Here is a 21,683-nt window from a genome sequence, read left to right on the forward strand (position 1 = left end):
CGACTCATGGTCGCGTTTCGCCGATCACCCGTACAGCGCGTTCGATCTGCGCCCCGGAGAGGTCCGCGCGGGCGGTGAGCCTCAGCCGTGAGATGCCGTCGGGCACGGAAGGAGGACGGAAACAGCCCACGGCGAGGCCTGCCGTACGGCAGTCGGCCGCCCACCGCACGGCCCCCTCCGGGGACGGCGCACGAACCGAGACCACCGCGGCGTCCGGGCGTACCGCCTCATGGCCCGCGGCGGTCAGGCGTGCGTGCAGTTCCGCCGCCACGGCACGCGCGCGTGCCGCACGCTCCGGCTCGCCGCGCAGCAGCCTGAGCGCCGCCAGGGCCGCGCCCGCCGCCGCGGGGGCGAGGCCCGTGTCGAAGATGAACGTCCGGGCCGCGTTGACCAGATGGTCGACGACCCGGGCCGGGCCGAGGACCACGCCGCCCTGGCTGCCGAGCGACTTCGACAGGGTGGCCGTCACGACCACGTCCTCGGCGCCCGCGAGCCCCGCCGCAAACGGCGCTCCCCTACCGCCGTCGCCCAGCACGCCGAGCCCGTGCGCATCGTCGACGACCAGCCCCGCCCCGCGCTCCCGGCAGGCCTCGGCGTACGCGGCCAGCGGGGCGGCGTCGCCGTCCACCGAGAAGACCGTGTCGGAGACGAGCACCGCCGGGCCCTCGTGCGTGCGCAGCGCCTTGCGCACGGCCTCCGGGTCGGAGTGCGGCACGACCTGGGTGGTGCCGCGGGCCAGCCGGCAGCCGTCGATCAGCGAGGCGTGGTTGCCCGCGTCGGAGACGATCAGCGAGCCGTGCGGGGCCAGCGTGGTGACCGCGGCGAGGTTCGCCGCGTAGCCGGAGGAGAAGACCAGCGCCGCCTCGAAGCCGCAGAAGCCGGCCAGCTCCCGCTCCAGCTCGGTGTGCAGCTCCGTCGTGCCGGTGACGAGCCGGGAGCCGGTGGAGCCGCCGCCCCAGGTCCGGGCGGCCTCGGCGGCACCCTCGGCGATCGCCGGGTGGTGGGCCAGGCCCAGGTAGTCGTTGCTCGCGAGGTCGAGCAGCGGGGACTCGGCCGGGCGCGGCCGAAGGGTCCGTACGAGCCCGGCGCGGCGGCGCAGCCGCGCCTGTTCGTCGATCCAGCCGAACGCCATGGCTCCTCCGGGGCTTTTGTAGGCAGTGGACAGACATTAGCCGGACGGCCGGCACCCCAGGATGTGGCAATACACACACGACGAAGTGCACGTCTTGTTCATTCTCTCCTTGGCCCGGGGCGGGTCCGTAGGACAGGATCGGCTCTCATGGACCTGCTGAACACGCTGGTGGACAAGGGGCTTCGGCGCGAACTGCCGACCCGCGAGGAAGCTCTTGCCGTCCTCGCCACCTCAGACGACGACCTGCTCGACGTGGTGGCCGCGGCCGGCAAGGTGCGCCGGCACTGGTTCGGCCGACGGGTGAAACTCAACTACCTCGTCAACTTGAAGTCCGGACTGTGTCCGGAGGACTGCTCCTACTGCTCCCAGCGGCTCGGCTCCGACACCGGGATCCTGAAGTACACCTGGCTCAAGCCCGAGCAGGCCTCCCAGGCGGCCGCCGCGGGTCTGGCGGGCGGCGCCAAGCGGGTCTGCCTGGTGGCGTCCGGGCGCGGCCCGACCGACCGGGACGTGGACCGGGTCGCCGGCACCATCAAGGCGATCAAGGAGCAGAACGAGGGCGTCGAGGTGTGCGCCTGCCTCGGTCTGCTCTCCGACGGCCAGGCCGAGCGGCTGCGCGAGGCGGGCGCCGACGCCTACAACCACAACCTCAACACGTCCGAGTCGACGTACGGGGAGATCACCACCACCCACACGTACGCCGACCGCGTCGACACCGTCACCAAGGCGCACGCGGCCGGTCTGTCCGCCTGCTCGGGCCTCATCGCGGGCATGGGCGAGACGGACGAGGACCTCGTGGACGTCGTCTTCTCGCTGCGCGAGCTGGACCCCGACTCGGTGCCGGTCAACTTCCTGATCCCGGTCGAGGGCACCCCGCTGGCCAAGGAGTGGAACCTCACCCCGCAGCGCTGTCTGCGCATCCTGGCGATGGTCCGCTTCGTCTGCCCGGACGTCGAGGTCCGTATCGCGGGCGGCCGTGAGGTCCACCTGCGGACCATGCAGCCCCTGGCGCTGAACCTGGCCAACTCGATCTTCCTCGGCGACTACCTGACCACCGAGGGCCAGGCCGGCAAGGCCGACCTGGAGATGATCGCGGACGCCGGCTTCGAGGTGGAGGGCGCGGACCAGGTCACGCTGCCCGAGCACCGGGCGACGGCGGGCGGCGGCTGCGGCTCCCACGCGGAGAGCGGCTGCGGCTCCCACGAGGACGCCGGGTGCGGGTCGCACGCGGGCGGCGGAGTCTGCGGTACGGCGGCCGCGGCGACGGCAACGGCGACCGAGGCCCGCACGGACCTGGTGGCCGTACGCCGCCGCGGTGCCGGAACGGACCTCGCGCCCAATGCCTGACCTGCCCGTCCCCGACCTCCTGGAGCTCGACCGACGGCATGTGTGGCACCCGTACGGGCCCATGCCCGGCCGGGTCGACCCGCTCGTCGTGGAGTCGGCGAGCGGGGTGCGGTTGAGGCTGGCGGACGGCTCGGGCGAGCTGGTCGACGGGATGTCGTCCTGGTGGTCGGCGATCCACGGCTACAACCACCCGGTGCTCAACGAGGCGGCGCGCGAGCAGCTCGGCCGGATGAGCCATGTGATGTTCGGCGGGCTCACCCACGAGCCCGCCGTACGCCTGGCGAAGCTCCTTGTCGACATGTCACCCGACGGGCTGGAGCACGTCTTCCTCGCCGACTCCGGGTCGGTGTCGGTCGAGGTCGCGGTCAAGATGTGCCTGCAGTACTGGCGCTCCCTGGGCCGCCCCGGCAAGCAGCGCCTGCTGACCTGGCGCGGCGGCTACCACGGCGACACCTGGCAGCCGATGTCGGTGTGCGACCCCGAGGGCGGGATGCACGAGCTGTGGTCCGGGGTGCTGCCCCGGCAGGTCTTCGTGGACGCGCCGCCGGCCGAGTACGAGGAGTCGTACGCCGAACGGCTGCGCGCGGCGATCGCCGGGCACGCCGACGAGCTGGCCGCGGTGATCGTGGAGCCGGTGGTGCAGGGCGCGGGCGGGATGCGGTTCCACTCCCCCGCGTATCTGCGGGTGCTGCGCGAGGCGTGCGACGCGCACGACGTGCTGCTGGTGTTCGACGAGATCGCGACCGGGTTCGGGCGCACGGGCGCGCTGTTCGCGGCCGACCACGCGGCGGTGACGCCGGACGTGATGTGCGTGGGCAAGGCGCTGACCGGCGGATACCTGACGATGGCGGCGACGCTGTGCACTGCGCGGGTGGCGGACGGCATCTCGCGCGGTGAGGTCCCGGTGCTCGCGCACGGGCCGACGTTCATGGGCAACCCGCTCGCCGCGTCCGTGGCTTGCGCCTCGCTCGGCCTGCTGCTGGGGCAGGACTGGCTGGGCGAGGTCAAGCGGATCGAGGCGGGCCTGCGGGAAGGCCTGGCCGAAGCCGCCTCGCTCCCGGGCGTGCAGGACGTACGGGTGCTCGGCGCGATCGGGGTCGTGCAGCTGGACCACGAGGTCGACATGAGGGCGGCCACGGCCGCCGCCGTACGGGAGGGCGTGTGGCTGCGGCCGTTCCGCGACCTCGTCTACACGATGCCGCCGTACGTCACCGGCGACGCGGACCTGGCGCGGATCGCGCGCGCGGTGTGCGCGGCGGCGCGGGAGGGATGACATGCCGGTACTGGTGATCACGGGGACCGGAACCGAGGTCGGCAAGACGGTCACGACGGCCGCGGTCGCCGCGTCGGCGGTGGCGGCGGGCCGCTCGGTGGCCGTGCTCAAGGCCGCGCAGACGGGCGTACGGCCGGACGAGGCCGGGGACGCGCAGGAGGTGGCGCGGCTCGCGGGTGCCGTGACGGCGGCCGAACTGGCCCGCTATCCCGAGCCGTTGGCGCCGGCGACGGCCGCGCGGCGGGCCGGGATGACGCCGGTGCGGCCGCAGGACGTCGCCGAGGCGGCTGCCAAGCTGGCCACCGAGCACGACCTCGTACTGGTCGAGGGCGCGGGCGGGCTGCTGGTCCGCTTCGACCAGGCGGGCGGCACGCTGGCGGACGCGGCGCAGCTGCTGCGGGCGCCGGTGCTGGTGGTGGCGTCGGCGGGCCTCGGCACCCTCAACACGACGGAGCTGACCTCCCGCGAACTGCGCTCACGCGGCCTGGAGTTGCTGGGCGTGGTCATCGGCGGCTGGCCCGACTCCCCGGACCTCGCGATGCGTTGCAACATCACCGACCTCTCGGAGGTCGCCGGGGCCCCCTTGCTGGGCGCCCTCCCGATGGGCGCGGGCTCCCTCGCCCCCACCGACTTCCGCGCCAAGGCGCCGGGTTGGCTGGCACCGCGGCTGGACGGGACGTGGGACCCGGAGGCGTTCCGGGAGCGGGAAGCACCGTAACCGGGCCTCGTCACGCGGGATCCTCGCCTGCCCCGAGCAGCCGGACCAGCTCGATCCGGGAACGGATCCCCAACCTGCTGAACACGCCCCGCAGATGGTGGTCGATCGTGCGGGGGCTCAGGGCGAGGCGGGCGGCTATCTCGCGGTTGGTGGCGCCGTCGGCGGCCATGCGGGCGATGACGTGCTGCTGGGCCGTGAGACGGCCGGTGGGGTCGTCGGTGCGGGTCGGGGTTGCCGGGGTGCCCAGGGCACGGAGTTCCGCTCGGGCCTGGGCGGCGCAATGCGGGGCGCCGAAGCAGTCGAAGGCCTCCAGCGCGCTGTGCAGGCGGTCGCGGGCCTCCGTACGGCGGCGCAGCCGGCGCAGCGCGCCGCCGAACAGCAGTTCCGTGCGGGCGCGTTCGAAGTCGCGGGTGCCGCCGGCGTGCAGGTCGAGGGCCTCGCGGTAGTGGTCGACCGCTTCGGCGCCGGGCGCGAGCAGGGCGCGGCAACGGGCGCTGAGGGCAAGGTCGTCGGGGCTGCGGACGGCGGTGGCCCAGCGGTGGTAGTCGGCGTGCGCGGCCCGGGCGACCCGGGTGTCGCCGGTGCGGACCGCGGCCTCGACGTAGTGCGGGGTGGCCAGGTGGCGGATGGCCCGGTGCCCGTGTCCGGGGCCGAACCCGGCGAGGGCGCGCAGGCGGGCCGAAGCGGCGGCGAAACGGCCGTCCGCGAGGTCGAGGAAGGCGAGCGCCCACTGGGCGAGCGCGGCGGGCAGACCGAGGCCGCGGGCGAGGGCGTACGACCGTGCGGTCGCCGCGCGGTCGCGGCAGCCGGCCTCGTCGCCGGTGACCGCGGCGAACATGGCGAGGGCGGCCTGCAGATGGCAGGCGCCGTTGTCCTGCCCGGTGGCGTGCGCCTGTCTCAGCGCGTCCGTGGCGGTGGCCGCGCCGGCGTGCGGGCGTCCGGTCCAGAAGTCGGCGTAGGCGCGGAACTCCAGGGCCTGTACGACGGTGGCGGTCGCGCCGCGGGCCCGGGCCGAGGCGGCCGCCCGGACCGTGGCTGTACTGGCGCGGGTGTGGTCGCCGAGCATCAGCGCGGCGATCCCGGCGTGCACCAGCAGCGTGGGGTCGTCCCCGGGACCGCACCGTCCGGCAGTCTCCACCAGGAGCCTGCGGGCGTCCTCGTAACGCCCGTCGACGGCGGCCGCAAGCCCTCCCAGCAGCCCGGGCGGCGCAACGCCGAGCCGTCCGGAGATCCGGACGGCGTCCCGGCATCGACGCAGGTCACCGGTGTAGATGGCGGCTTCGGTGGCGCGGGCGAGGAGGTGGGCGGCTTCGGGGTTCGGGATGCGGTGAGCCGGTGCGGGGCCGACGGGAGGATCGGCGTCGGCACCGAGAGCACCGCGCACCGAGTCCGCCGTAACCGCAGAACCGTTCCGCCAGCTCCCGGCTCCCACCCCTGGCCCCACGCCCGACCCCAACGCCTCGACCCGCCGCACCGCCCCCGCCACCAGCCCGTCGAACGCCTCCATCGCGTTCCCCGCGCGTAGAGCGAACAGTCCGGCCAGGGCGTCGTCCGAGGTTCCCGTGGCCGCGAGTCGGCGTGCCCGGTCCGCGTCGCCCGCGTGCCACGCGTCCGTGGCGGCGCGGGTGCGCAGATGGGACTGGGTGAGGGGGTCCGGGCAGAGGGTGGCGGCACGTTCCAGGAGGGTTCGGGACAGGGCGAGTTGGCCGGATGCCCGGGCCCGGTCCGCCGCCGTGCGGAGTTCCGCCGCGAGTCGGGCGCTGGGCCCGAGCGCACCCGCTCCGCGGTGCCAGGAGCGGCGCGGTGTCTCGCCCTCGCCGCTCAGTACGCGTGCCAGCAGGCGGTGGACGTCGCGCCGGTCGGCCGGTGAGCCGCTCTCGTACGCGGCGATCCGCGTCCACGCGTCGCGGAAGACGACCCCGCCGGGCCCGGCGTGCGCGAGCCCCGCGGACTCGGCGGCCTCCAGCGGACGCGTGTCCAGCCGGGCGGCCGTGACCGCGCGCAGGAAGGCGTGCGTGGCGACCGGGTACTGGTCGGCGGCGGCGAGCAGCAGCAGGAGGCGGGTGTCGTCCGGGAGCGCCCGGATCTCGGCGCGGTGGGCGCGCAGCAACGCCGGTGCCAGCTCGGCGGGTTCGGTCGGCAGCGGGTCCAGGCCGGCCGACTGGCGCTCGGTGAGCAGCGGTACGAGCTCGGCGGCGGCGCGCGGATCCCCGTACACGGCGTGCAGGACCCGTACGCGGACGCCCTCGGGAAGCGGCGTCGTGCGCTGCGGTGGCGAAGTGCGGTCGAGAGGTGGGGGGTTCACCGGAGTCACCACACAACTGATGTTACTGGCGAGTTAATTGAACCGTAAAGACCGGCGATTTCGCCGATGCGGCGCGCGTAGACCCGAGTTGACACTCCTGGCGACCCCATCCGTGTCAGGAGGCACCATGCAGCGCTACCGGCGTCGTATCGCCACGGCTTTCTCGGCCGTGGTCGCATCGCTCCTTCTGTCCCTCTCACTGTCGGCCGCCCCCGCCCGGGCGGCGACCCACGACCCGATCGTCTTCGTGCACGGTCTCAGCAGCGACTCCAGCAGCTGGGACGACTGGATCTCCGACTTCGAGGCGGACGGCTACTCGTCCTCCGAGCTGTACGCGTGGTCGTACGACTGGGGCCAGTCGAACGTCACCACGGCCTCGCAGCTGGCCACCGAGATCAAGAGCGTGCTGGCCAAGACCGGCGCTTCCAAGGTCGACATCGTCGCCCACTCGATGGGTGCGCTCAACTCCCGCTACTACCTGAAGAACCTCGGCGGAACCTCGTACGTCGACGACTTCGTCTCGGTCGCCGGCGTCAACCACGGCACCTCCGTCGCCACGTGGTGCGCGTGGCTGTACACGTCCTGCAAGGAGATGCAGACCGGCAGCACGTTCCTCACCTCCCTCAACTCCGGTGACGAGACACCGGGCAGCGTCTCCTACGCCAGCTACTGGTCGGACTGCGACAGCGCGGTCGTACCGAACAGCTCGGCGCTGCTGAGCGGCGCGACCAATGTCGACGCGGGCTGCATCTCGCACACCGACATGAACAACGACCACGGCGTCTACGAGCAGGTCCGGGACTTCATCTCCTGAGCCCGGAACCCGGCAGCGGGGGTGCGCGGGATCCGTACGGGGGACAATCGCGGTAAGGCCCGTCCTGTGGAGGAGGTCCTCATGCCGCTACGGTCCCCCGGCGCCGCGAGAGTGGCGCGGGATCCCGTGCACCATCCGCTGTTCGCCCGCTTCTACGCACGTATCAGCGTGTCCGCCGAGACCCGCATGGGCATGGGCGGGATCCGTGACCGGCTGCTGGCCGGACTGTCCGGCCGGGTGATCGAGGTCGGCGCGGGCAACGGACTGAACTTCGCGCACTATCCGAGCACCGTCTCGGAGGTCGTGGCGATCGAGCCCGAGCGGGTGCTGCGGCAGCTGGCCGTGGAGAACGCGCTGCGCGCCGAGGTCCCGGTCGACGTCGCGCCCGGCGCCGCGGAGGCGCTGCCCGTCAAGAGCGAGGCCTTCGACGCGGCGGTGGTCTCGCTGGTGCTGTGCAGCGTGCGGGACGTGCCGCGGGCGCTCGCGGAGGTACGGCGGGTGCTGCGCCCGGGCGGTGTCGTGCGGTTCTTCGAGCACGGCCGGGGAGGCGGACGGGTCATGACCCTCACCCAGCGGGCCCTGGACCGCACGGTGTGGCCGCCGCTGAACGGCGGCTGCCATGTGGGCCGGGACCCGGTCGCCGCCCTGCGCGAGGCCGGTTTCGAACTCGGCCCCTACCGGCGGCTGTTGATGCCGGAGGAGGGGCCGGTCCTGCCCACCTCGTACTGCGTGCTGGGCACGGCGTGGCGGCCGGGGACCACCGAGGGTCCGGCCGCCGAGGCGTGATCACACCGTCCAGCCGCGCAGCTCCGCCGCGATGTCGTGCACGGTCGCCTCACCGCTCTTGACCAGCCGGGCCAACTCGCGCACCTGCACCGGTGAGGTGGCGACCTTCAGGCCGCTGGCGACGAGGTAGGCGTAGGCGACGGCCGAGGCGAAGAGGGCGTTGGAGCGCTCCAACGCCGGTACGTGGATCAGGAGTTGGAGCAGCGACGCGGCACGCGCGTGCGGACTGTCGTAGACGGGGACGTCGAAGATCTCCGCCTCGTGGCGCGCGACGGCCGCGACGAGGGCGCCCCAGTCGGTGACCTGGGGATCGCCCGGGGTGTTCTGTTCGGCGAGCATGAGGAGCCAGGCAAGGTCGATTCTGAGGTTGCTCAAGGGATCAGCGGCGACCTTCGCGCGTGCCTTCGTGCTCACTGCCGAACTCGTCCGCGAAGACGGCCTCGTACTGCTTCATGAAGTCAGCCGCGGCCTCCACGAAGGTGTGGCCGACCTCGCCGGTGTCCTGTCTGACCAGTTCCTCGATGTAGCGGTTGACGCTCATGCCGCGGGCCAGGGCGCGTTCGCGGGCGGCGCGGGCCGTGCCCTCGTCCACTCGCACGTTCAGCTGAGTCTTAGCCATACCTCGAAGCTAGCGCCGAGGTGCTAGCACCCGCAAGGGGCACCGGCCCGTGGGTCGCGTCACTTCGTCGTACTCCCGCGGGTGGAGGGTGCCCCTTACACGGGTATCGGGGGCCCGACCTGGGGTGGAGACCGCCCAGCACTCAGGGGGGATTCCGGGTGTGGGCCGGATCACATTAGGCTCGCCGGGACGAAGGAGTCGTACGTCCCTGTGAGCGAGGAGGCGGCCTTGTCCACACCTGCTGCGGAGCACGCCCCGGGCCATGCGTCGGCCGACGGGATCGCGGCCCGCGCCCGCGGTCTGACCAAGGCGTACGGCTCGGGCGAGACGACCGTGCTGGCCCTCGACTCGGTGGACGTGGACATCGCGCGCGGGCGGTTCACCGCGGTCATGGGGCCCTCGGGCTCCGGCAAGTCCACGCTGATGCACTGCCTTGCCGGGCTGGACTCGGTGTCCGCGGGCCAGGTCTGGCTGGGCGACACGGAGATCACGGGACTGAAGGAGCGTGAGCTGACCCGGCTGCGGCGGGACCGCATCGGGTTCATGTTCCAGTCGTTCAACCTGATCCCCACCCTGAACGCGGCCGAGAACATCACCCTGCCCATGGACATCGCGGGCAAGAAGCCCGACGAGAAGTGGCTGGACCAGGTGATCGACACGCTGGGGCTGCGGGACCGGCTGAAACACCGGCCGTCCCAGCTGTCCGGCGGCCAGCAGCAGCGCGTGGCCTGTGCGCGGGCGCTGGCCTCCCGGCCCGAACTGATCTTCGCCGACGAGCCGACCGGCAACCTGGATTCGCGGGCCGGTCTTGAGGTGCTGGGCTTCCTGCGGGAGGCCGTGGACCAGCTGGGTCAGACGGTCGTGATGGTCACCCACGACCCGGGCGCCGCCGCCCACTCCGACCTGGTGCTCTTCCTCGGCGACGGGCGGATCGTGGACGAGATGGAGCGACCGACGGCAGAGGCGGTCCTGGAGCGCATGAAGCGGTTCGACGTGATCCGCAGCCAGTTCGAGGGCCAGGACGGACAGGAGTGAGCCGGTGCTGAAGGCCACGCTGCGGAGTTTCCTCGCCCACAAGGGGCGGCTGCTGCTCTCCGCCCTGGCGATCGTCCTGTCCGTGGCGTTCGTCGCGGGCAGCCTGATCTTCTCCGACACCGTCACCCGCACCTTCGACCGGCTGTTCGCCTCCACCTCGGCCGATGTGACGGTCGAGCCGAAGCAGGACCTCAAGTCCCAGGTGCCGACGGGCGCGGCCGAGACCCTGTCCGCCTCGCTCGCGGACCGGGTGGCGAAGGTCGACGGCGTCGCCGCCGCGCACGCCGACGTGAGCGTCGAGAACATCACGGTCGTCGACAGCAGGAACAAGAACGTCGGCCCGACCACCGGCGCCCCCACCATCGCCTCCGACTGGTTCCTGACCGCCCGCAGCCCCGTGAAGCTCACCTCGGGGCATGCCCCGCGAAGCGGCGGCGAGGCGCTCCTGGACGCCGACACCGCCGACAAGAAGCACGTGAGGATCGGCGACACCCTGACCGTGCAGGCCGAGCCGGGCAGCTTCAAGGTCCGGATCGTCGGCATCGCCACCTTCACCACCACCAACCCGGGTGCGGCCCTGGTCTTCCTCGACCCGGTGACCGCGGCGACCCAGCTGCTCGGCGCGCCGGGCAGGGCCACGAGCATCTCGGTCGACGCGGCCAAGGGCGTGACCGACCCCGTCCTCAAGCAGCGGGTCGCCGCCGTGGTCGGCACCTCCGCCTACGACGTCAAGACCGCCGACGAGCACGCCAAGTCGGCCGCCGAGGACCTCGGCGGGTTCCTCGACGTCATCAAGTACGTGATGCTCGGCTTCGCCGGGATCGCGGTCCTGGTCGGGATCTTCCTGATCGTCAACACGTTCTCCATGCTGATCGCCCAGCGCACCCGCGAGCTGGGCCTGCTCCGCGCCCTCGGCGCCGACCGGCGGCAGGTGCGCCGGTCCGTGCTCACGGAGGCGGTCCTGCTCGGCCTGGTCGGCTCGACGCTGGGCCTCGCGGCGGGCATCGGCCTGGCGGCCGGTCTGATCAAGCTGATGGGCGTGTTCGGGATGAACCTCAAGACCACGGAGATGGTGGTCGGTTGGGGAACTCCCGTGGCCGCGTACGTCGTCGGCGTCGGCGTCACCTTCGTGGCCGCCTACCTCCCGGCCCGCCGCGCGGCGACGGTCTCGCCGATGGCCGCGCTCGCGGACGCCGAAGTCGCGGGCGTGGGGCGGCCGTTGAAGGTCCGGGCGATCGTCGGCTCGGTGATCGGCGTGCTCGGCGCGGCCGCGCTCGCCGGCTGCGCCGCCTCCTCGAAGACCGCCTCGTCGGCCTCGCTGCTCGGCCTGGGCGTGGTCCTGACGCTGATCGCGACCGTCGTCGCGGGCCCGCTCCTGGTCCGCCCGGTCATCCGGGTCCTCGGCGGGGCCTTCCCCGCCCTGTTCGGCTCGGTCGGCCGGATGAGTCAGCGCAACGCCCTGCGCAACCCGCGCCGTACCGGCGCCACCGCGGCCGCCCTGATGGTCGGGCTCGCCCTGGTCGGCGGCATGTCGGTCGCCAGCGCCTCGATGTCGAAGTCCTTCGACCAGCAGATCGACAAGACGCTGGGCGCCGACTTCGTCATCCAGAACAACAACTTCGTGCCGTTCTCGAACGAGGTCACCGACAAGGTGCGCGGCACCGAGGGCGTCGGTCTCGTCGTACGGCAGCGGTTCGCACCGGTCGCCGTCACGCTCCCGGACGGCAAGCGCGTCGAGACGACGGCCGCGGGTTACGACGACGGGGTCGACGACGTCGCACACGTCACATACGCGTCCGGCGACACGGCGAACGCCCTGGCGGCCGGGAACCTCGGCATGGACGTCGACTTCGCGAAGGACCACGGCGTACGGCTCGGCAGCACGATCCCGGTCGAGTTCCCGGCCGGACGGAAGACCACGATGAAGGTCGGCGCGCTCACCGACCAGGACCAGTCCGAGGGCTTCGGCATGCAGGGCGGGCTGTTCTTCGGGATCGCGACCGTCGAGAAGTACGTGCCCGGCGGCCAGGACTCCGCCCTCTACGTCGACAAGTCCTCCGGCACGAGCGCGGACCAGCTGCGCAAGAACCTGGAGCGGACCCTCAAGCCCTATCCGCAGGTCCAGGCCCGCGACCAGGCCGACTACAAGAAGCTGGTGCACGACCAGATCGCCGTACTGCTCTACCTCGTGTACGCGCTGCTCGGGCTCGCGATCATCATCGCGGTGCTCGGCGTGGTCAACACCCTTGCCCTGTCCGTCGTCGAGCGCACCCGCGAGATCGGGCTGCTGCGGGCCATCGGACTCGCGCGGCGCCAGCTGCGCCGGATGATCCGGCTGGAGTCGGTGGTGATCGCGGTCTTCGGCGCGGTCCTGGGACTGGCGCTCGGTCTGGTCTGGGGCGTGTGCATCCAACAGGTGCTGGAGCTGCAGGGGATGAAGGCGCTCGCGGTCCCATGGAGCACGATCGTCGTTGTGGTCGTCGGGTCGGCCGTGGTGGGCATCGTGGCGGCGCTGCTGCCCGCGTTGCGTGCATCCCGCATGAATGTGCTGGCGGCCATCGCGCACGAGTGATGGGATGACGGCAGGTGCTCAAGTCACACGAGAGTGAGGCGAGTTCATGCCGCGTCCCTTCCGTTTCGGGGTCAACCTGCTCACCGCCGCACCCGCCGAGGAGTGGCGCGCCAAGTGCCGCCGGGCCGAGGAACTGGGTTACGACGTCATCCTCGCCCCCGACCATCTGGGGGCACCCGCGCCCTTTCCGGCCCTGGTCGCGGCGGCCGAGGCGACCGAACGGCCACGCCTGGGCACCTTCGTGCTCAACGCGGGCTTCTGGAACCCGACGCTGCTGGCCCGCGAGGTGGCGACGACGGACGCGCTGACCGGCGGGCGCCTCGAACTCGGCCTCGGCACCGGATACGTGGGGTCCGAACACGAGGCGGCCGGGCTGCCGTTCGGCTCGCCGCGCGAGCGCGTGGACCATCTGCGGCGCACCGTCGAGGAATTGGACCGGCTGCTCGGCTCACCCGATCACCAGCCGCGGCCGGTGCAGAAGCCCCGGGTGCCGCTGCTGATCGGCGGCAACGGCGAACGGATGATGCGGCTCACCGCGCAGCACGCCGACATCGCCGCCTTCACGGGCGCGCGTCTCGCGCCGGGCAGCACGACGGGCCAGCTGCTGCCCGTCACGGCCGCGGAGCTGGAGGAGAACGTGGCCCGCTATCTGCGGCTGGCCGAGGGCCGCGAGGAGCCGGCGGAACTCAACCTGCTCCTGCAGATGGTGGCCGTCACCGACGACCGTGAGGCGGCCGTGCGCCCCCTGGTCGAGCGGGTGCCCGGCGCGACCGTGGAGGGGGCGCTGGAGCTGCCGATCCTGCTGATCGGCACGGTGGACGAGATCGTCGCCCAGGTGCTGGCCCGGCGCGAGCAGTACGGCTTCTCGTATCTCACGGTCCTGGAGCCGTACATGGAGGCGTTCGCGCCGGTCGTCGCGGAGTTGAGCGGACGGTGAGCGGCCGTCCGGATGCTGGAATTCCGGGTCCGGGACGGGCGTGGGTGATGTGATCGCCGTATGACTGATCTGCGCATACGAGCCGCCGACCCCGCCGACCTCGACGCCGTGCTGGCCTTCTGGAAGACGGCCGCCGAGGGTACGAGCATCAGCGACGACCGTAACGGCGTGGAGCGCCTGGTCCACCGGGACCCGGAGGCGCTGATCCTGGCCGAGCAGGGCGGCGAGCTGGTCGGCACGGTGATCGCGGGCTTCGACGGCTGGCGCTGCCATCTGTACCGGCTCGCGGTGCACCCCGAGCGGCGCCGGCAGGGCATCGGCTCGGCGCTGCTGGCGGCGGCCGAGGAACGGTTCGTACGGCTGGGCGGGCGCCGCGGCGACGCGATGGTGCTGACGCGGAACGAAACCGCCCACCATGCCTGGCGCGCGGCCGGGTACACGCCCGAGGAGCAGTGGCGGCGCTGGGTGAAGCCCCTCACCGACTGACCACCTTTGCCGATCCTTTACCATTGGGGGGTCGCTTCGGTCCTCCAATGAAAGGTGTGAGCGTCCCCCCATGGACGAGCCCCCCAGTAGTGCGCGCGGCGCACGACATCGCGCGTTCCTCCCGCCCCTGCCCGATCATGGGACGGAGGTGACCCGATGACCGAAGTGCTCCTCCTGCTGGTGGCGATCCTGCTCTCGCTCGCCTGCGGCGCCTTCGTCGCGGCCGAGTTCTCGCTGACCACGGTCGAGCGGGGCGAGCTGGAGCGGGCCGTGGAGCGCGGCGAGCGGGGTGCCGCCGGCGCCCTGAAGGCCGTACGGAACCTGACCTTCCAGCTCTCCGGCGCACAGCTCGGCATCACCGTCACCAACCTGGTCGTCGGCATGCTCGCCGAACCCTCGGTCGCGAAGCTGATCGCGGGTCCGCTGGAGGCGCTCGGCATCCCGGCATCGGCGGCGAGCTCCCTGGCGCTGGTGCTCGGCACCGCGCTGTCGACGGTCTTCCTGATGGTCGTCGGCGAGCTGGTGCCCAAGAACTGGGCGATCTCCTCGCCGCTGCCGGTGGCCAAGACGGTCGGCAACGCACAGCGCTGGTTCAGCGCGGCCTTCCGCCCCTTCATCACCCACCTGAACAACACGGCGAACCGCGTGGTGCGCCGCTTCGGCCTGGAGCCCGCCGAGGAACTCGCCTCCGCGCGCGGCCCGAAGGAACTGGCGGCGCTGGCCCGGCACTCCGCGAAGGAGGGTGCCCTGGAGGCGGACACCGCCGAACTGTTCGTACGGACGCTGAACCTCGCCGACCTCACCGCGGAGAACGTGATGACCCCGCGCGTCCAGGTCATCGCCCTGGACGCCCAGGCGACCTGCGAGGACGTGGCGAACGCGACCCGGGCGACGGGCCTGTCCCGCTTCCCGGTGCACCGCGGCGGCCTCGACTCGGTCGTGGGCACCGCGCACATCAAGGACGCGCTCGCGATACCCGCCGAGCGGCGCACGCGCGTGCCCGTCTCCGAGATCATGCGCGAGCCGCTCCTCGTCCCGGAGTCGCTCACCGTCGACCGCCTCCTGGACCGGCTCTCCGGCAAGCGCACGATGGCCGTCGTCATCGACGAGTACGGCGGTACGGCGGGCGTGGCCACCCTTGAGGACATCGTCGAGGAGGTCGTCGGCGAGGTCCGCGACGAGCACGACCCGCACGAGACACCCGACCTGGCGCCCGCGGGCAGCGACGACGAGGGACGCGCCCTGTACTCGGCCGACGGCTCGGCACGGGTCGACCAGCTCGCCCGCGTGGGGCTGCGGGTCCCCGAGGGGCCGTACGAGACGCTGGCCGGTCTCGTGGCGTCGGAGCTGGGCCGGATCCCCGCGGTCGGCGACACCGTCGAGGTCGCCGGATGGCGGCTGGACGTGGTGGACGCGTCGGGGCGGCGGGCGGCGCGGGTGCTGATGCACGCGCCCTTCGACGACGAGGATGGCGCGGCTCACGTGAAGGACGAGCAGGGGGAGGCCCGATGACCGCCGTACAGCTGCTGATCGGTTTCGCGACGCTGGTCGTCAACGCCTTCTTCGTGGGCGCCGAGTTCGCGCTGATCTCCGTACGCCGTTCGCAGATCGAACCGTACGCCGAGGAGGGCGACCGGCGGGCGAAAAGCGTGCTGTGGGGCCTGGAGCACGTGTCGGCCCTGCTGGCGGCGGCGCAGCTCGGCATCACGCTGTGCACGCTGGTGCTGGGTGTGGTCGCGGAACCGGCGATCGCGCACCTCCTGGAGCCGGTGTTCCACGCCGTGGGCGTGTCGAAGAGCGCCGGGCACGCGGTGTCCTTCGTGATCGCGCTGACGCTGGCGACGTATCTGCACATGCTTCTCGGCGAGATGGTGCCGAAGAACATCGCGCTCGCGGAGCCGGTCCGCAGCGCCCTGCTGCTCGGCCCGCCGCTGGTCGCCCTGGCCCGGGCGCTGCGCCCGGTGATCTTCACGATCAACGCCTTCGCGAACACCCTGCTGAAGCTGCTGAGGGTGGAGACCAAGGACGAGGTCGCGGCCACCTTCTCGGACGCGGAACTGGCCCGGATCGTGCGGGACTCCGGCGAGGCGGGCCTGATCGACGACCGTGCGCGCGAGCGCCTGAACGACGCGCTGGAACTGGGCCGCCGCCCGGTCCGCGACGTCGTGCTCCCGCTGGAACGCGTGGTGTACGCGCGCGTGGGCGTCACGCCGGAGGAGCTGGAGCGGCTGTCGGCCGAGTCGGGCTTCTCCCGCTTCCCCGTGGTCGACGAGGGCCGCCGGATCGTCGGCTACCTCCATGTGAAGGACGCGCTGGACGCCTCGCCGCGCAAGGAGCCTTTCCAGGTGCGGGACATGCGGCCCATCGCGCGCGTGCGGGCCGCGACGCCCCTGGACGACGTGCTCACCGCGATGCGCGGCAGCCGTACGCATCTGGCGGCCGTACTCGGCGAGGACGGGCGGCTGGAGGGGATGGTGACCATGGAGGACGTGCTGCGGGAGCTGTTCGGGCAGCGGGCCTGACATCGTCCGGCCGGGGCGGGTCTCGGCGGCGCGGAGGCCGACCGACCGACGGGTATGGGGTCGGGATACCATCTCTGACGCCATGCAGACGAATCCCACTCCCCCGTACAACAGCCTGGTCGCGGTCGGCGACTCCTTCACCGAGGGCATGTCGGACCTGTTGCCCGACGGCTCGTACCGGGGCTGGGCCGACCTGCTCGCCGGGCGGATGGCCGCCGCCGCGCCCGGGTTCCGGTACGCCAACCTCGCCGTGCGCGGCAAGCTGATCGGCCAGATCGTCGACGAGCAGGTGGAGGTGGCGGCCGCGATGGGCGCCGACGTCATCACCCTCGTCGGCGGCCTCAACGACACGCTGCGCCCCAAGTGCGACATGGGGCGGGTACGGGGGCTGCTGACCGAGGCCGTGGAGCGGCTGGCCCCGGCCTGCAAGCAGCTGGTCCTGATGCGCAGCCCCGGCCGCCGTGGCCCGGTCCTGGAGCGGTTCCGGCCGCGCATGGAGGAGCTGTTCGCCGTGGTGGACGAGCTCGCCGAACGGCACGGCGCGCTGGTCGTGGACCTGTACGGTGCCCCGTCGCTCGCCGACCCGCGCCTGTGGGACGTGGACCGGCTGCACCTGACGCCCGAGGGCCACCGCAGGGTCGCCGAGGCGGTCTGGCAGACGCTCGGGTACGACCCCGAGGACACGGAGTGGCGTACGCCGCTGCCGGCCACGCTTCCGCCCGGGTGGGGCGCTCGGCGGGTCGCGGACGTCCGGTTCGCCCGGCAGCATCTGCTGCCGTGGATCGGCCGCCGCCTCACCGGCCGCTCCTCGGGCGACGGCCTGCCCCCGAAGCGCCCGGACCTGCTGCCCTACCAGGACCCGACGGCGTAGGACGACGTCATCCGCGTCGGCCGCTGCCTCTCGTAGCATCCGACGAACAGGGCCGTGGCGCTGGCCTGCACGAATCGCCAGTAGAATCCGTCTACGTGACTTCCGCTCCCGCCAAGCCCCGCATCCCGAACGTCCTCGCCGGACGCTACGCCTCCGCCGAGCTCGCCACGCTCTGGTCGCCCGAGCAGAAGGTGAAGCTGGAGCGGCAGCTCTGGCTCGCCGTGCTGCGGGCGCAGAAGGACCTCGGGATCGAGGTGCCGGACGCGGCGATCGCAGACTACGAGCGCGTCCTCGACACCGTCGACCTGGCCTCGATCGCCGAGCGCGAGAAGGTCACGCGGCACGATGTGAAGGCGCGGATCGAGGAGTTCAACGACCTCGCCGGGCACGAGCACGTGCACAAGGGCATGACCTCCCGCGACCTCACCGAGAACGTCGAGCAGCTGCAGATCCGGCTCTCGCTGGAGCTGATGCGCGACCGTACGGTGGCCGTGCTGGCGCGTCTGGGCAAGCTGGCCGGTGAGTACGGCGAGCTGGTCATGGCCGGCCGTTCCCACAACGTGGCCGCGCAGGCCACCACGCTCGGCAAGCGCTTCGCGACCGCCGCCGACGAGCTTCTCGTGGCGTACGGCCGGGTCGAGGAGCTCCTCGACCGCTACCCGCTGCGCGGCATCAAGGGCCCGGTCGGCACCGCGCAGGACATGCTGGACCTGCTGGGCGGCGACGCGGCGAAGCTGGCCGACCTGGAGCGGCGGATCGCGGCCCACCTGGGCTTCTCGCAGGCGTTCACCTCGGTCGGCCAGGTCTACCCGCGCTCGCTGGACTACGAGGTCGTGACGGCGCTCGTGCAGCTGGCCGCCGCTCCCTCCTCCCTGGCCAAGACGATCCGTCTGATGGCCGGGCACGAGCTGGTGACCGAGGGCTTCAAGCCGGGCCAGGTCGGATCCTCCGCGATGCCGCACAAGATGAACACGCGGTCCTGCGAGCGCGTCAACGGCCTCATGGTCGTCCTGCGCGGCTATGCCTCGATGACGGGCGAGCTGGCGGGCGACCAGTGGAACGAGGGCGACGTGTCCTGCTCGGTGGTGCGCCGGGTGGCTCTTCCCGACGCGTTCTTCGCGCTGGACGGCCTGCTGGAGACGTTCCTGACGGTGCTGGACGAGTTCGGCGCGTTCCCGGCGGTCGTGGCCCGCGAGCTGGACCGCTACCTGCCCTTCCTCGCCACCACCAAGGTGCTGATGGGCGCGGTGCGTGCGGGGGTCGGGCGTGAGGTCGCGCACGAGGCGATCAAGGAGAACGCCGTCGCCGCCGCGCTGGCGATGCGGGAGCAGGGTGCCGAGCGCAACGAGCTGCTCGACAAGCTCGCCGCCGACGAACGCATCCCGCTCGACCGTGCCGCGCTGGACGCGCTGATGGCCGACAAGCTCTCCTTCACGGGCGCCGCGGCCGACCAGGTCGCCGCGGTCGTCGGCCGTGTCGAGGAGATCCTCAAGCAGCACCCGGAGGCCGCGGGCTACACGCCGGGGGCGATCCTCTGACCCGCTTGACCCGCTTCACCCAGGCGGAACTGGAGGCCGCCCGCGACCGCCTCGTCCCCGACGTGGTCGCGGACGGCCTCTCCGTCCTCTTCTGCGGCATCAACCCCGGCCTCATGACCGCGGCAACGGGCCATCACTTCGCCCGCCCCGGCAACCGCTTCTGGCCGGTGCTGCACCTGTCCGGGTTCACGCCGAGGCTGCTCAGGCCGGCGGAACAGGAGGAGTTGCTGTCGTACGGGCTCGGCATCACGAACGTCGTGGCGAGGGCGACGGCGCGGGCCGACGAGCTGAGCGCGGAGGAGTACCGCGAGGGTGGCCGCCTGCTGGCCGAGAAGGTGACACGGCTTCGGCCGAGGTGGCTGGCGGTGGTGGGGGTGACGGCGTACCGGGCGGCGTTCGGCGACCGGAGGGCGCAGGTGGGGCCGCAGGAGAGGGTGTTCGGTGAGACGCGGGTGTGGGTACTGCCGAACCCGAGCGGCCTGAACGCGCATTGGACGGCGGCGACGATGGCGGAGGAGTTCGCGCGGTTGCGGGTGGCGGCGGAGGGTTCCTAGGGGTTACACGGGAGCTATGTCCGCGGCGACTGCGAGCAGGTGCGGTCCTTCGGCCGGCGGCCGGTCCGCGACGCCGAGAGCTATCCAGCGGTCCGTGCCAGGTGGCTGCCACAGGTACAGCTGGTCCATGAGGCGGCTGGTCACGAGCCAGGGTTCCGGTATGTCCTCCCCGCGTTCGTCGCGCACGCGCAGGGTGAGCATCCCCCAGGGGTCGTGCTGCTCGCCCCAACGGGCGTTCAGCGCCTGGGAGATGTACAGCCCGTACGCGTGCAGGTCGTCCACGGTCTCCGCCTGGGCCACCACTAACCGCACTATGCGGTAACCGGGTCCCGCCAGGTACAGGTCCGACTCCGTGTACTCGGCCGTGAGGTCCGCCGAGCACAGCGCGTCGAGCTTGGCGAGGTGCTTGTCGCTGTCCATGTGATCCAGTATTGCCGTCGGCACTGACATTTGGCGGGCCGTCAGCCACCTCGCGGGGTCAGGCATCCCGGCGTCGCACGCTCCACGCCCCCGCCCCCAACGCAACCCCCGCCCACAGCGCCGTCACCGCGAGCCCGCTCCATGGCCCGAGCAGCCCTTCCCCTGTGTCGTGGAGGATCATCTGCCCCGCGCGGTCCGGCAGTACGTCCGCCACCGAACCGGACATGTCCCCGATCACGAACGAGACGATGAGCAGGAACGGGATGAGGATGCTCAGCGTCGCGACGCCGCTGCGCAACACCGCCGTGAGGCCCGCCGCGAGCAGGGCCATCAGCGTCAGATACAGCGCGCACCCCACGGCCCCGCGCAACTCCTCACCGACCGTCAGCCCGTCCGCCTCCGTGCCGAGCGCGGCCGTGCCCACGGCGAGTGCGACCCCTCCCGTCACCAACCCCACCACCAGGACAGGAACGGCGATCGCGACCGCCTTGGCCGCGAACCACCGCCCCCGCCGCGGCACCGCCGCCAGCGTCGCCCGCAGCGCGCCGCCCCTGAACTCGGCGGCCACCGCGCTCGTGGCGAAGGCGATCGCCGCGATCTGTCCGAAGCTGACGCCGAAGAACACCGAGAAGAGCGGGTCGAAGTCGGGACCGTCGCTGTCCAGGCCGGCGAGCGCGGAGAACAGCACGACGGCGGCCGGCACCGCGCACAGGCCGGCGACGAGCGACCGCAGCGTGCGGATCTTGAGCCACTCCGAGTGGAGCACGGGCGTGAATTCCATGGTCAGGCCTCCTGTCGCTGCGCGGTGTACTCGGCTTCGGAGCCGGTGAGTTCGAGATAGGCCTGCTCCAACGTGCCCTCCTCCGCGGCGAGTTCGAGGATCGGGACACCCGCGCCGGAGGCGAGGCGGCCGATGTCGTCCACGCGCGCGTGGTCCACGCTCCAGTGCCCTTCCTCGTGCTCCACGGCGTCGTACCCGTGCCGGCCGAGCACGGTCCTCAGGCCGGTCGCGTCGGTCGTGCGGATCCGCACCCGTGGTCGCACGCGCGCGTCGATGAACTCCCGCATCGGGGTGTCGGCCAGCAGCCGTCCCCGGCCGAGGACGACGAGGTGGTCGGCGAAGGACGCGGTCTCGTTCATGAGGTGGCTGGAGACCAGGATCGTACGGCCCTCCCCCGCGAGGCGGCGGAGCAACCCGCGGATCCAGACGATGCCTTCGGGGTCGAGGCCGTTGGAGGGCTCGTCGAGCATGACGACCTCGGGGTCGCCGAGCAGCGCGGCGGCCATGCCCAGTCGCCGGCGCATGCCGAGGGAGTACGTCTTCACCCGGCGCCGCGCGACCAGGGCGAGCCCCGTCTCCTCCAGGACCTCGTCCGCCCGGCGCTGCGGGATCCGGTTGCTGACGGCAAGGGCGCGGAGGTGGTCGCGTCCGGTGCGGGAGCCGTGCGCGGCCTCGGCGTCGAGCAGGGCGCCGACGTGGCGGAGGGGTTCGCGCAGCGTCGCGTAGGGGCGGCCGCCGATCGTGGCGGAGCCCGAGGTGGGGCGGTCGAGGCCGAGCACGAGCCGCATGGTGGTGGACTTTCCGGCGCCGTTGGGGCCGAGGAAGCCGGTGACGCGGCCGGGCCGGACGGTGAAGGTGAGCTGGTCCACGGCGCGTCTGCCGCCGTACTCCTTGGTGAGGGCGTGGACGTCGATGCTGGTCATGGTGGCAGCCTGGCCGGTGGGGCGGGGCGCGCTCCTCCCCCGCCGGTGTG

Annotated in this window: 21 protein-coding genes; 14 read left to right on the forward strand and 7 right to left on the reverse strand. The window is 72.5% G+C overall.

The window, feature by feature from the left end; genetic code table 11:
• Nucleotides 1-4 precede the first annotated feature (4 nt).
• Nucleotides 5-1,132, reverse strand: a complete 1,128-nt coding sequence (locus tag MQP27_RS46260; protein WP_242777177.1) for an 8-amino-7-oxononanoate synthase — start codon at nt 1,130-1,132, stop codon at nt 5-7.
• 147 nt (nt 1,133-1,279) lie between these two features.
• Between MQP27_RS46260 and bioB the strand changes: the two genes are divergently transcribed.
• From bioB to bioD, 3 genes are read left to right on the forward strand one after another with little or no spacing between them, the layout of a single operon-like run.
• On the forward strand, nt 1,280-2,479 hold the full coding sequence (gene bioB, locus MQP27_RS46265; RefSeq protein ID WP_242777179.1) for a biotin synthase BioB: 1,200 nt from the start codon (nt 1,280-1,282) through the stop codon (nt 2,477-2,479).
• A complete protein-coding gene (locus tag MQP27_RS46270) occupies nt 2,472-3,752 on the forward strand; it encodes an adenosylmethionine--8-amino-7-oxononanoate transaminase (RefSeq protein WP_242777181.1) in 1,281 nt (426 codons plus the stop codon). The genes bioB and MQP27_RS46270 overlap by 8 nt, the downstream gene beginning before the upstream one ends.
• A 1-nt stretch (nt 3,753) precedes the next feature.
• Nucleotides 3,754-4,470 carry a dethiobiotin synthase gene (gene bioD, locus MQP27_RS46275; RefSeq protein ID WP_242777184.1) on the forward strand — a complete coding sequence of 239 codons (717 nt, stop codon included), beginning with the start codon at nt 3,754-3,756 and terminating at the stop codon, nt 4,468-4,470.
• A gap of 10 nt (nt 4,471-4,480) precedes the next feature.
• On the opposite strand, the gene MQP27_RS46280 is transcribed toward bioD, so the two are convergent.
• The gene (locus tag MQP27_RS46280; RefSeq protein ID WP_242777300.1) at nt 4,481-6,784 is read right to left on the reverse strand and encodes a helix-turn-helix transcriptional regulator; all 2,304 of its coding nucleotides are present in this window, start codon (nt 6,782-6,784) and stop codon (nt 4,481-4,483) included.
• A 118-nt stretch (nt 6,785-6,902) separates the two neighbouring features.
• Here MQP27_RS46280 and MQP27_RS46285 point away from each other — a divergent pair, with 118 nt between their 5' ends.
• Complete coding sequence (locus MQP27_RS46285; protein WP_242777186.1) at nt 6,903-7,589, forward strand: esterase/lipase family protein; 687 nt, start codon at nt 6,903-6,905, stop codon at nt 7,587-7,589.
• An 81-nt stretch (nt 7,590-7,670) separates the two neighbouring features.
• On the forward strand, nt 7,671-8,375 hold the full coding sequence (locus tag MQP27_RS46290; RefSeq protein WP_242777188.1) for a class I SAM-dependent methyltransferase: 705 nt from the start codon (nt 7,671-7,673) through the stop codon (nt 8,373-8,375).
• Here MQP27_RS46290 and MQP27_RS46295 read toward each other — a convergent pair whose 3' ends face one another.
• Together MQP27_RS46295 and MQP27_RS46300 are read right to left on the reverse strand one after the other, a co-directional pair.
• A complete protein-coding gene (locus MQP27_RS46295; protein WP_242777190.1) occupies nt 8,376-8,750 on the reverse strand; it encodes a fic family toxin-antitoxin system, toxin component in 375 nt (124 codons plus the stop codon).
• 4 nt (nt 8,751-8,754) lie between these two features.
• A complete protein-coding gene (locus tag MQP27_RS46300; protein WP_242777192.1) occupies nt 8,755-8,994 on the reverse strand; it encodes a toxin-antitoxin system HicB family antitoxin in 240 nt (79 codons plus the stop codon).
• 228 nt (nt 8,995-9,222) lie between these two features.
• On the opposite strand from MQP27_RS46300, the gene MQP27_RS46305 reads away from it, so the two are divergent.
• The 9 genes from MQP27_RS46305 to mug all read left to right on the forward strand — a co-directional run bounded on the left by MQP27_RS46305 (nt 9,223) and on the right by mug (nt 19,509).
• Nucleotides 9,223-10,029 (forward strand): ABC transporter ATP-binding protein, encoded by an 807-nt coding sequence (locus MQP27_RS46305; RefSeq protein WP_242777194.1) that lies wholly within the window; start codon nt 9,223-9,225, stop codon nt 10,027-10,029.
• Nucleotides 10,030-10,033: 4 nt separating this feature from the next.
• Entirely contained in the window at nt 10,034-12,601 is a 2,568-nt protein-coding gene (locus tag MQP27_RS46310) for an ABC transporter permease (protein ID WP_242777196.1), read from the forward strand.
• 46 nt (nt 12,602-12,647) lie between these two features.
• Complete coding sequence (locus MQP27_RS46315; RefSeq protein ID WP_242777198.1) at nt 12,648-13,538, forward strand: LLM class F420-dependent oxidoreductase; 891 nt, start codon at nt 12,648-12,650, stop codon at nt 13,536-13,538.
• 60 nt (nt 13,539-13,598) lie between these two features.
• Nucleotides 13,599-14,024: a GNAT family N-acetyltransferase gene (locus MQP27_RS46320; protein ID WP_242777200.1), complete on the forward strand. Its 426-nt coding sequence runs from the start codon at nt 13,599-13,601 to the stop codon at nt 14,022-14,024.
• A gap of 156 nt (nt 14,025-14,180) precedes the next feature.
• Nucleotides 14,181-15,536 carry a hemolysin family protein gene (locus MQP27_RS46325; protein ID WP_242777202.1) on the forward strand — a complete coding sequence of 452 codons (1,356 nt, stop codon included), beginning with the start codon at nt 14,181-14,183 and terminating at the stop codon, nt 15,534-15,536.
• A complete protein-coding gene (locus MQP27_RS46330; RefSeq protein ID WP_242777204.1) occupies nt 15,533-16,546 on the forward strand; it encodes a hemolysin family protein in 1,014 nt (337 codons plus the stop codon). Before MQP27_RS46325 ends, MQP27_RS46330 begins: the two co-directional genes overlap by 4 nt.
• Nucleotides 16,547-16,628: 82 nt before the next feature.
• Nucleotides 16,629-17,417, forward strand: a complete 789-nt coding sequence (locus MQP27_RS46335) for an SGNH/GDSL hydrolase family protein (RefSeq protein ID WP_242777206.1) — start codon at nt 16,629-16,631, stop codon at nt 17,415-17,417.
• Between the two features lie 95 nt (nt 17,418-17,512).
• Nucleotides 17,513-18,955 (forward strand): adenylosuccinate lyase, encoded by a 1,443-nt coding sequence (gene purB, locus MQP27_RS46340; protein WP_242777208.1) that lies wholly within the window; start codon nt 17,513-17,515, stop codon nt 18,953-18,955.
• A 5-nt stretch (nt 18,956-18,960) separates the two neighbouring features.
• Nucleotides 18,961-19,509 carry a G/U mismatch-specific DNA glycosylase gene (mug, locus tag MQP27_RS46345; protein ID WP_242777210.1) on the forward strand — a complete coding sequence of 183 codons (549 nt, stop codon included), beginning with the start codon at nt 18,961-18,963 and terminating at the stop codon, nt 19,507-19,509.
• A gap of 3 nt (nt 19,510-19,512) precedes the next feature.
• Here the strand turns inward: mug and MQP27_RS46350 are convergent, their stop codons facing one another.
• Genes MQP27_RS46350 through MQP27_RS46360 form a run of 3 tightly spaced genes read right to left on the reverse strand, consistent with a single transcriptional unit; the run spans nt 19,513 to nt 21,633 of the window.
• Nucleotides 19,513-19,929 (reverse strand): hypothetical protein, encoded by a 417-nt coding sequence (locus tag MQP27_RS46350; protein WP_242777213.1) that lies wholly within the window; start codon nt 19,927-19,929, stop codon nt 19,513-19,515.
• 58 nt (nt 19,930-19,987) lie between these two features.
• The gene (locus MQP27_RS46355) at nt 19,988-20,710 is read right to left on the reverse strand and encodes an ABC-2 transporter permease family protein (RefSeq protein WP_242777214.1); all 723 of its coding nucleotides are present in this window, start codon (nt 20,708-20,710) and stop codon (nt 19,988-19,990) included.
• A gap of 2 nt (nt 20,711-20,712) precedes the next feature.
• Nucleotides 20,713-21,633 carry an ABC transporter ATP-binding protein gene (locus MQP27_RS46360; protein WP_242777216.1) on the reverse strand — a complete coding sequence of 307 codons (921 nt, stop codon included), beginning with the start codon at nt 21,631-21,633 and terminating at the stop codon, nt 20,713-20,715.
• Between the last annotated feature and the right edge of the window lie 50 nt (nt 21,634-21,683).

The sequence above is a fragment of the Streptomyces cylindrosporus genome (assembly GCF_022698165.1).
Classification (GTDB): domain Bacteria; phylum Actinomycetota; class Actinomycetes; order Streptomycetales; family Streptomycetaceae; genus Streptomyces; species Streptomyces cylindrosporus.

What these genes read in the sequence shown, in the direction of transcription:
- MQP27_RS46260 (WP_242777177.1), bottom strand. Translation starts at nt 1,132, where the DNA reads ATGGCGTTCGGCTGGATCGACGAACAGGCGCGGCTGCGCCGCCGCGCC.
- bioB (WP_242777179.1), top strand. Translation starts at nt 1,280, where the DNA reads ATGGACCTGCTGAACACGCTGGTGGACAAGGGGCTTCGGCGCGAACTG.
- MQP27_RS46270 (WP_242777181.1), top strand. Translation starts at nt 2,472, where the DNA reads ATGCCTGACCTGCCCGTCCCCGACCTCCTGGAGCTCGACCGACGGCAT.
- bioD (WP_242777184.1), top strand. Translation starts at nt 3,754, where the DNA reads ATGCCGGTACTGGTGATCACGGGGACCGGAACCGAGGTCGGCAAGACG.
- MQP27_RS46285 (WP_242777186.1), top strand. Translation starts at nt 6,903, where the DNA reads ATGCAGCGCTACCGGCGTCGTATCGCCACGGCTTTCTCGGCCGTGGTC.
- MQP27_RS46290 (WP_242777188.1), top strand. Translation starts at nt 7,671, where the DNA reads ATGCCGCTACGGTCCCCCGGCGCCGCGAGAGTGGCGCGGGATCCCGTG.
- MQP27_RS46300 (WP_242777192.1), bottom strand. Translation starts at nt 8,994, where the DNA reads ATGGCTAAGACTCAGCTGAACGTGCGAGTGGACGAGGGCACGGCCCGC.
- MQP27_RS46315 (WP_242777198.1), top strand. Translation starts at nt 12,648, where the DNA reads ATGCCGCGTCCCTTCCGTTTCGGGGTCAACCTGCTCACCGCCGCACCC.
- MQP27_RS46320 (WP_242777200.1), top strand. Translation starts at nt 13,599, where the DNA reads ATGACTGATCTGCGCATACGAGCCGCCGACCCCGCCGACCTCGACGCC.
- MQP27_RS46325 (WP_242777202.1), top strand. Translation starts at nt 14,181, where the DNA reads ATGACCGAAGTGCTCCTCCTGCTGGTGGCGATCCTGCTCTCGCTCGCC.
- MQP27_RS46330 (WP_242777204.1), top strand. Translation starts at nt 15,533, where the DNA reads ATGACCGCCGTACAGCTGCTGATCGGTTTCGCGACGCTGGTCGTCAAC.
- MQP27_RS46335 (WP_242777206.1), top strand. Translation starts at nt 16,629, where the DNA reads ATGCAGACGAATCCCACTCCCCCGTACAACAGCCTGGTCGCGGTCGGC.
- MQP27_RS46350 (WP_242777213.1), bottom strand. Translation starts at nt 19,929, where the DNA reads ATGGACAGCGACAAGCACCTCGCCAAGCTCGACGCGCTGTGCTCGGCG.
- MQP27_RS46355 (WP_242777214.1), bottom strand. Translation starts at nt 20,710, where the DNA reads ATGGAATTCACGCCCGTGCTCCACTCGGAGTGGCTCAAGATCCGCACG.
- MQP27_RS46360 (WP_242777216.1), bottom strand. Translation starts at nt 21,633, where the DNA reads ATGACCAGCATCGACGTCCACGCCCTCACCAAGGAGTACGGCGGCAGA.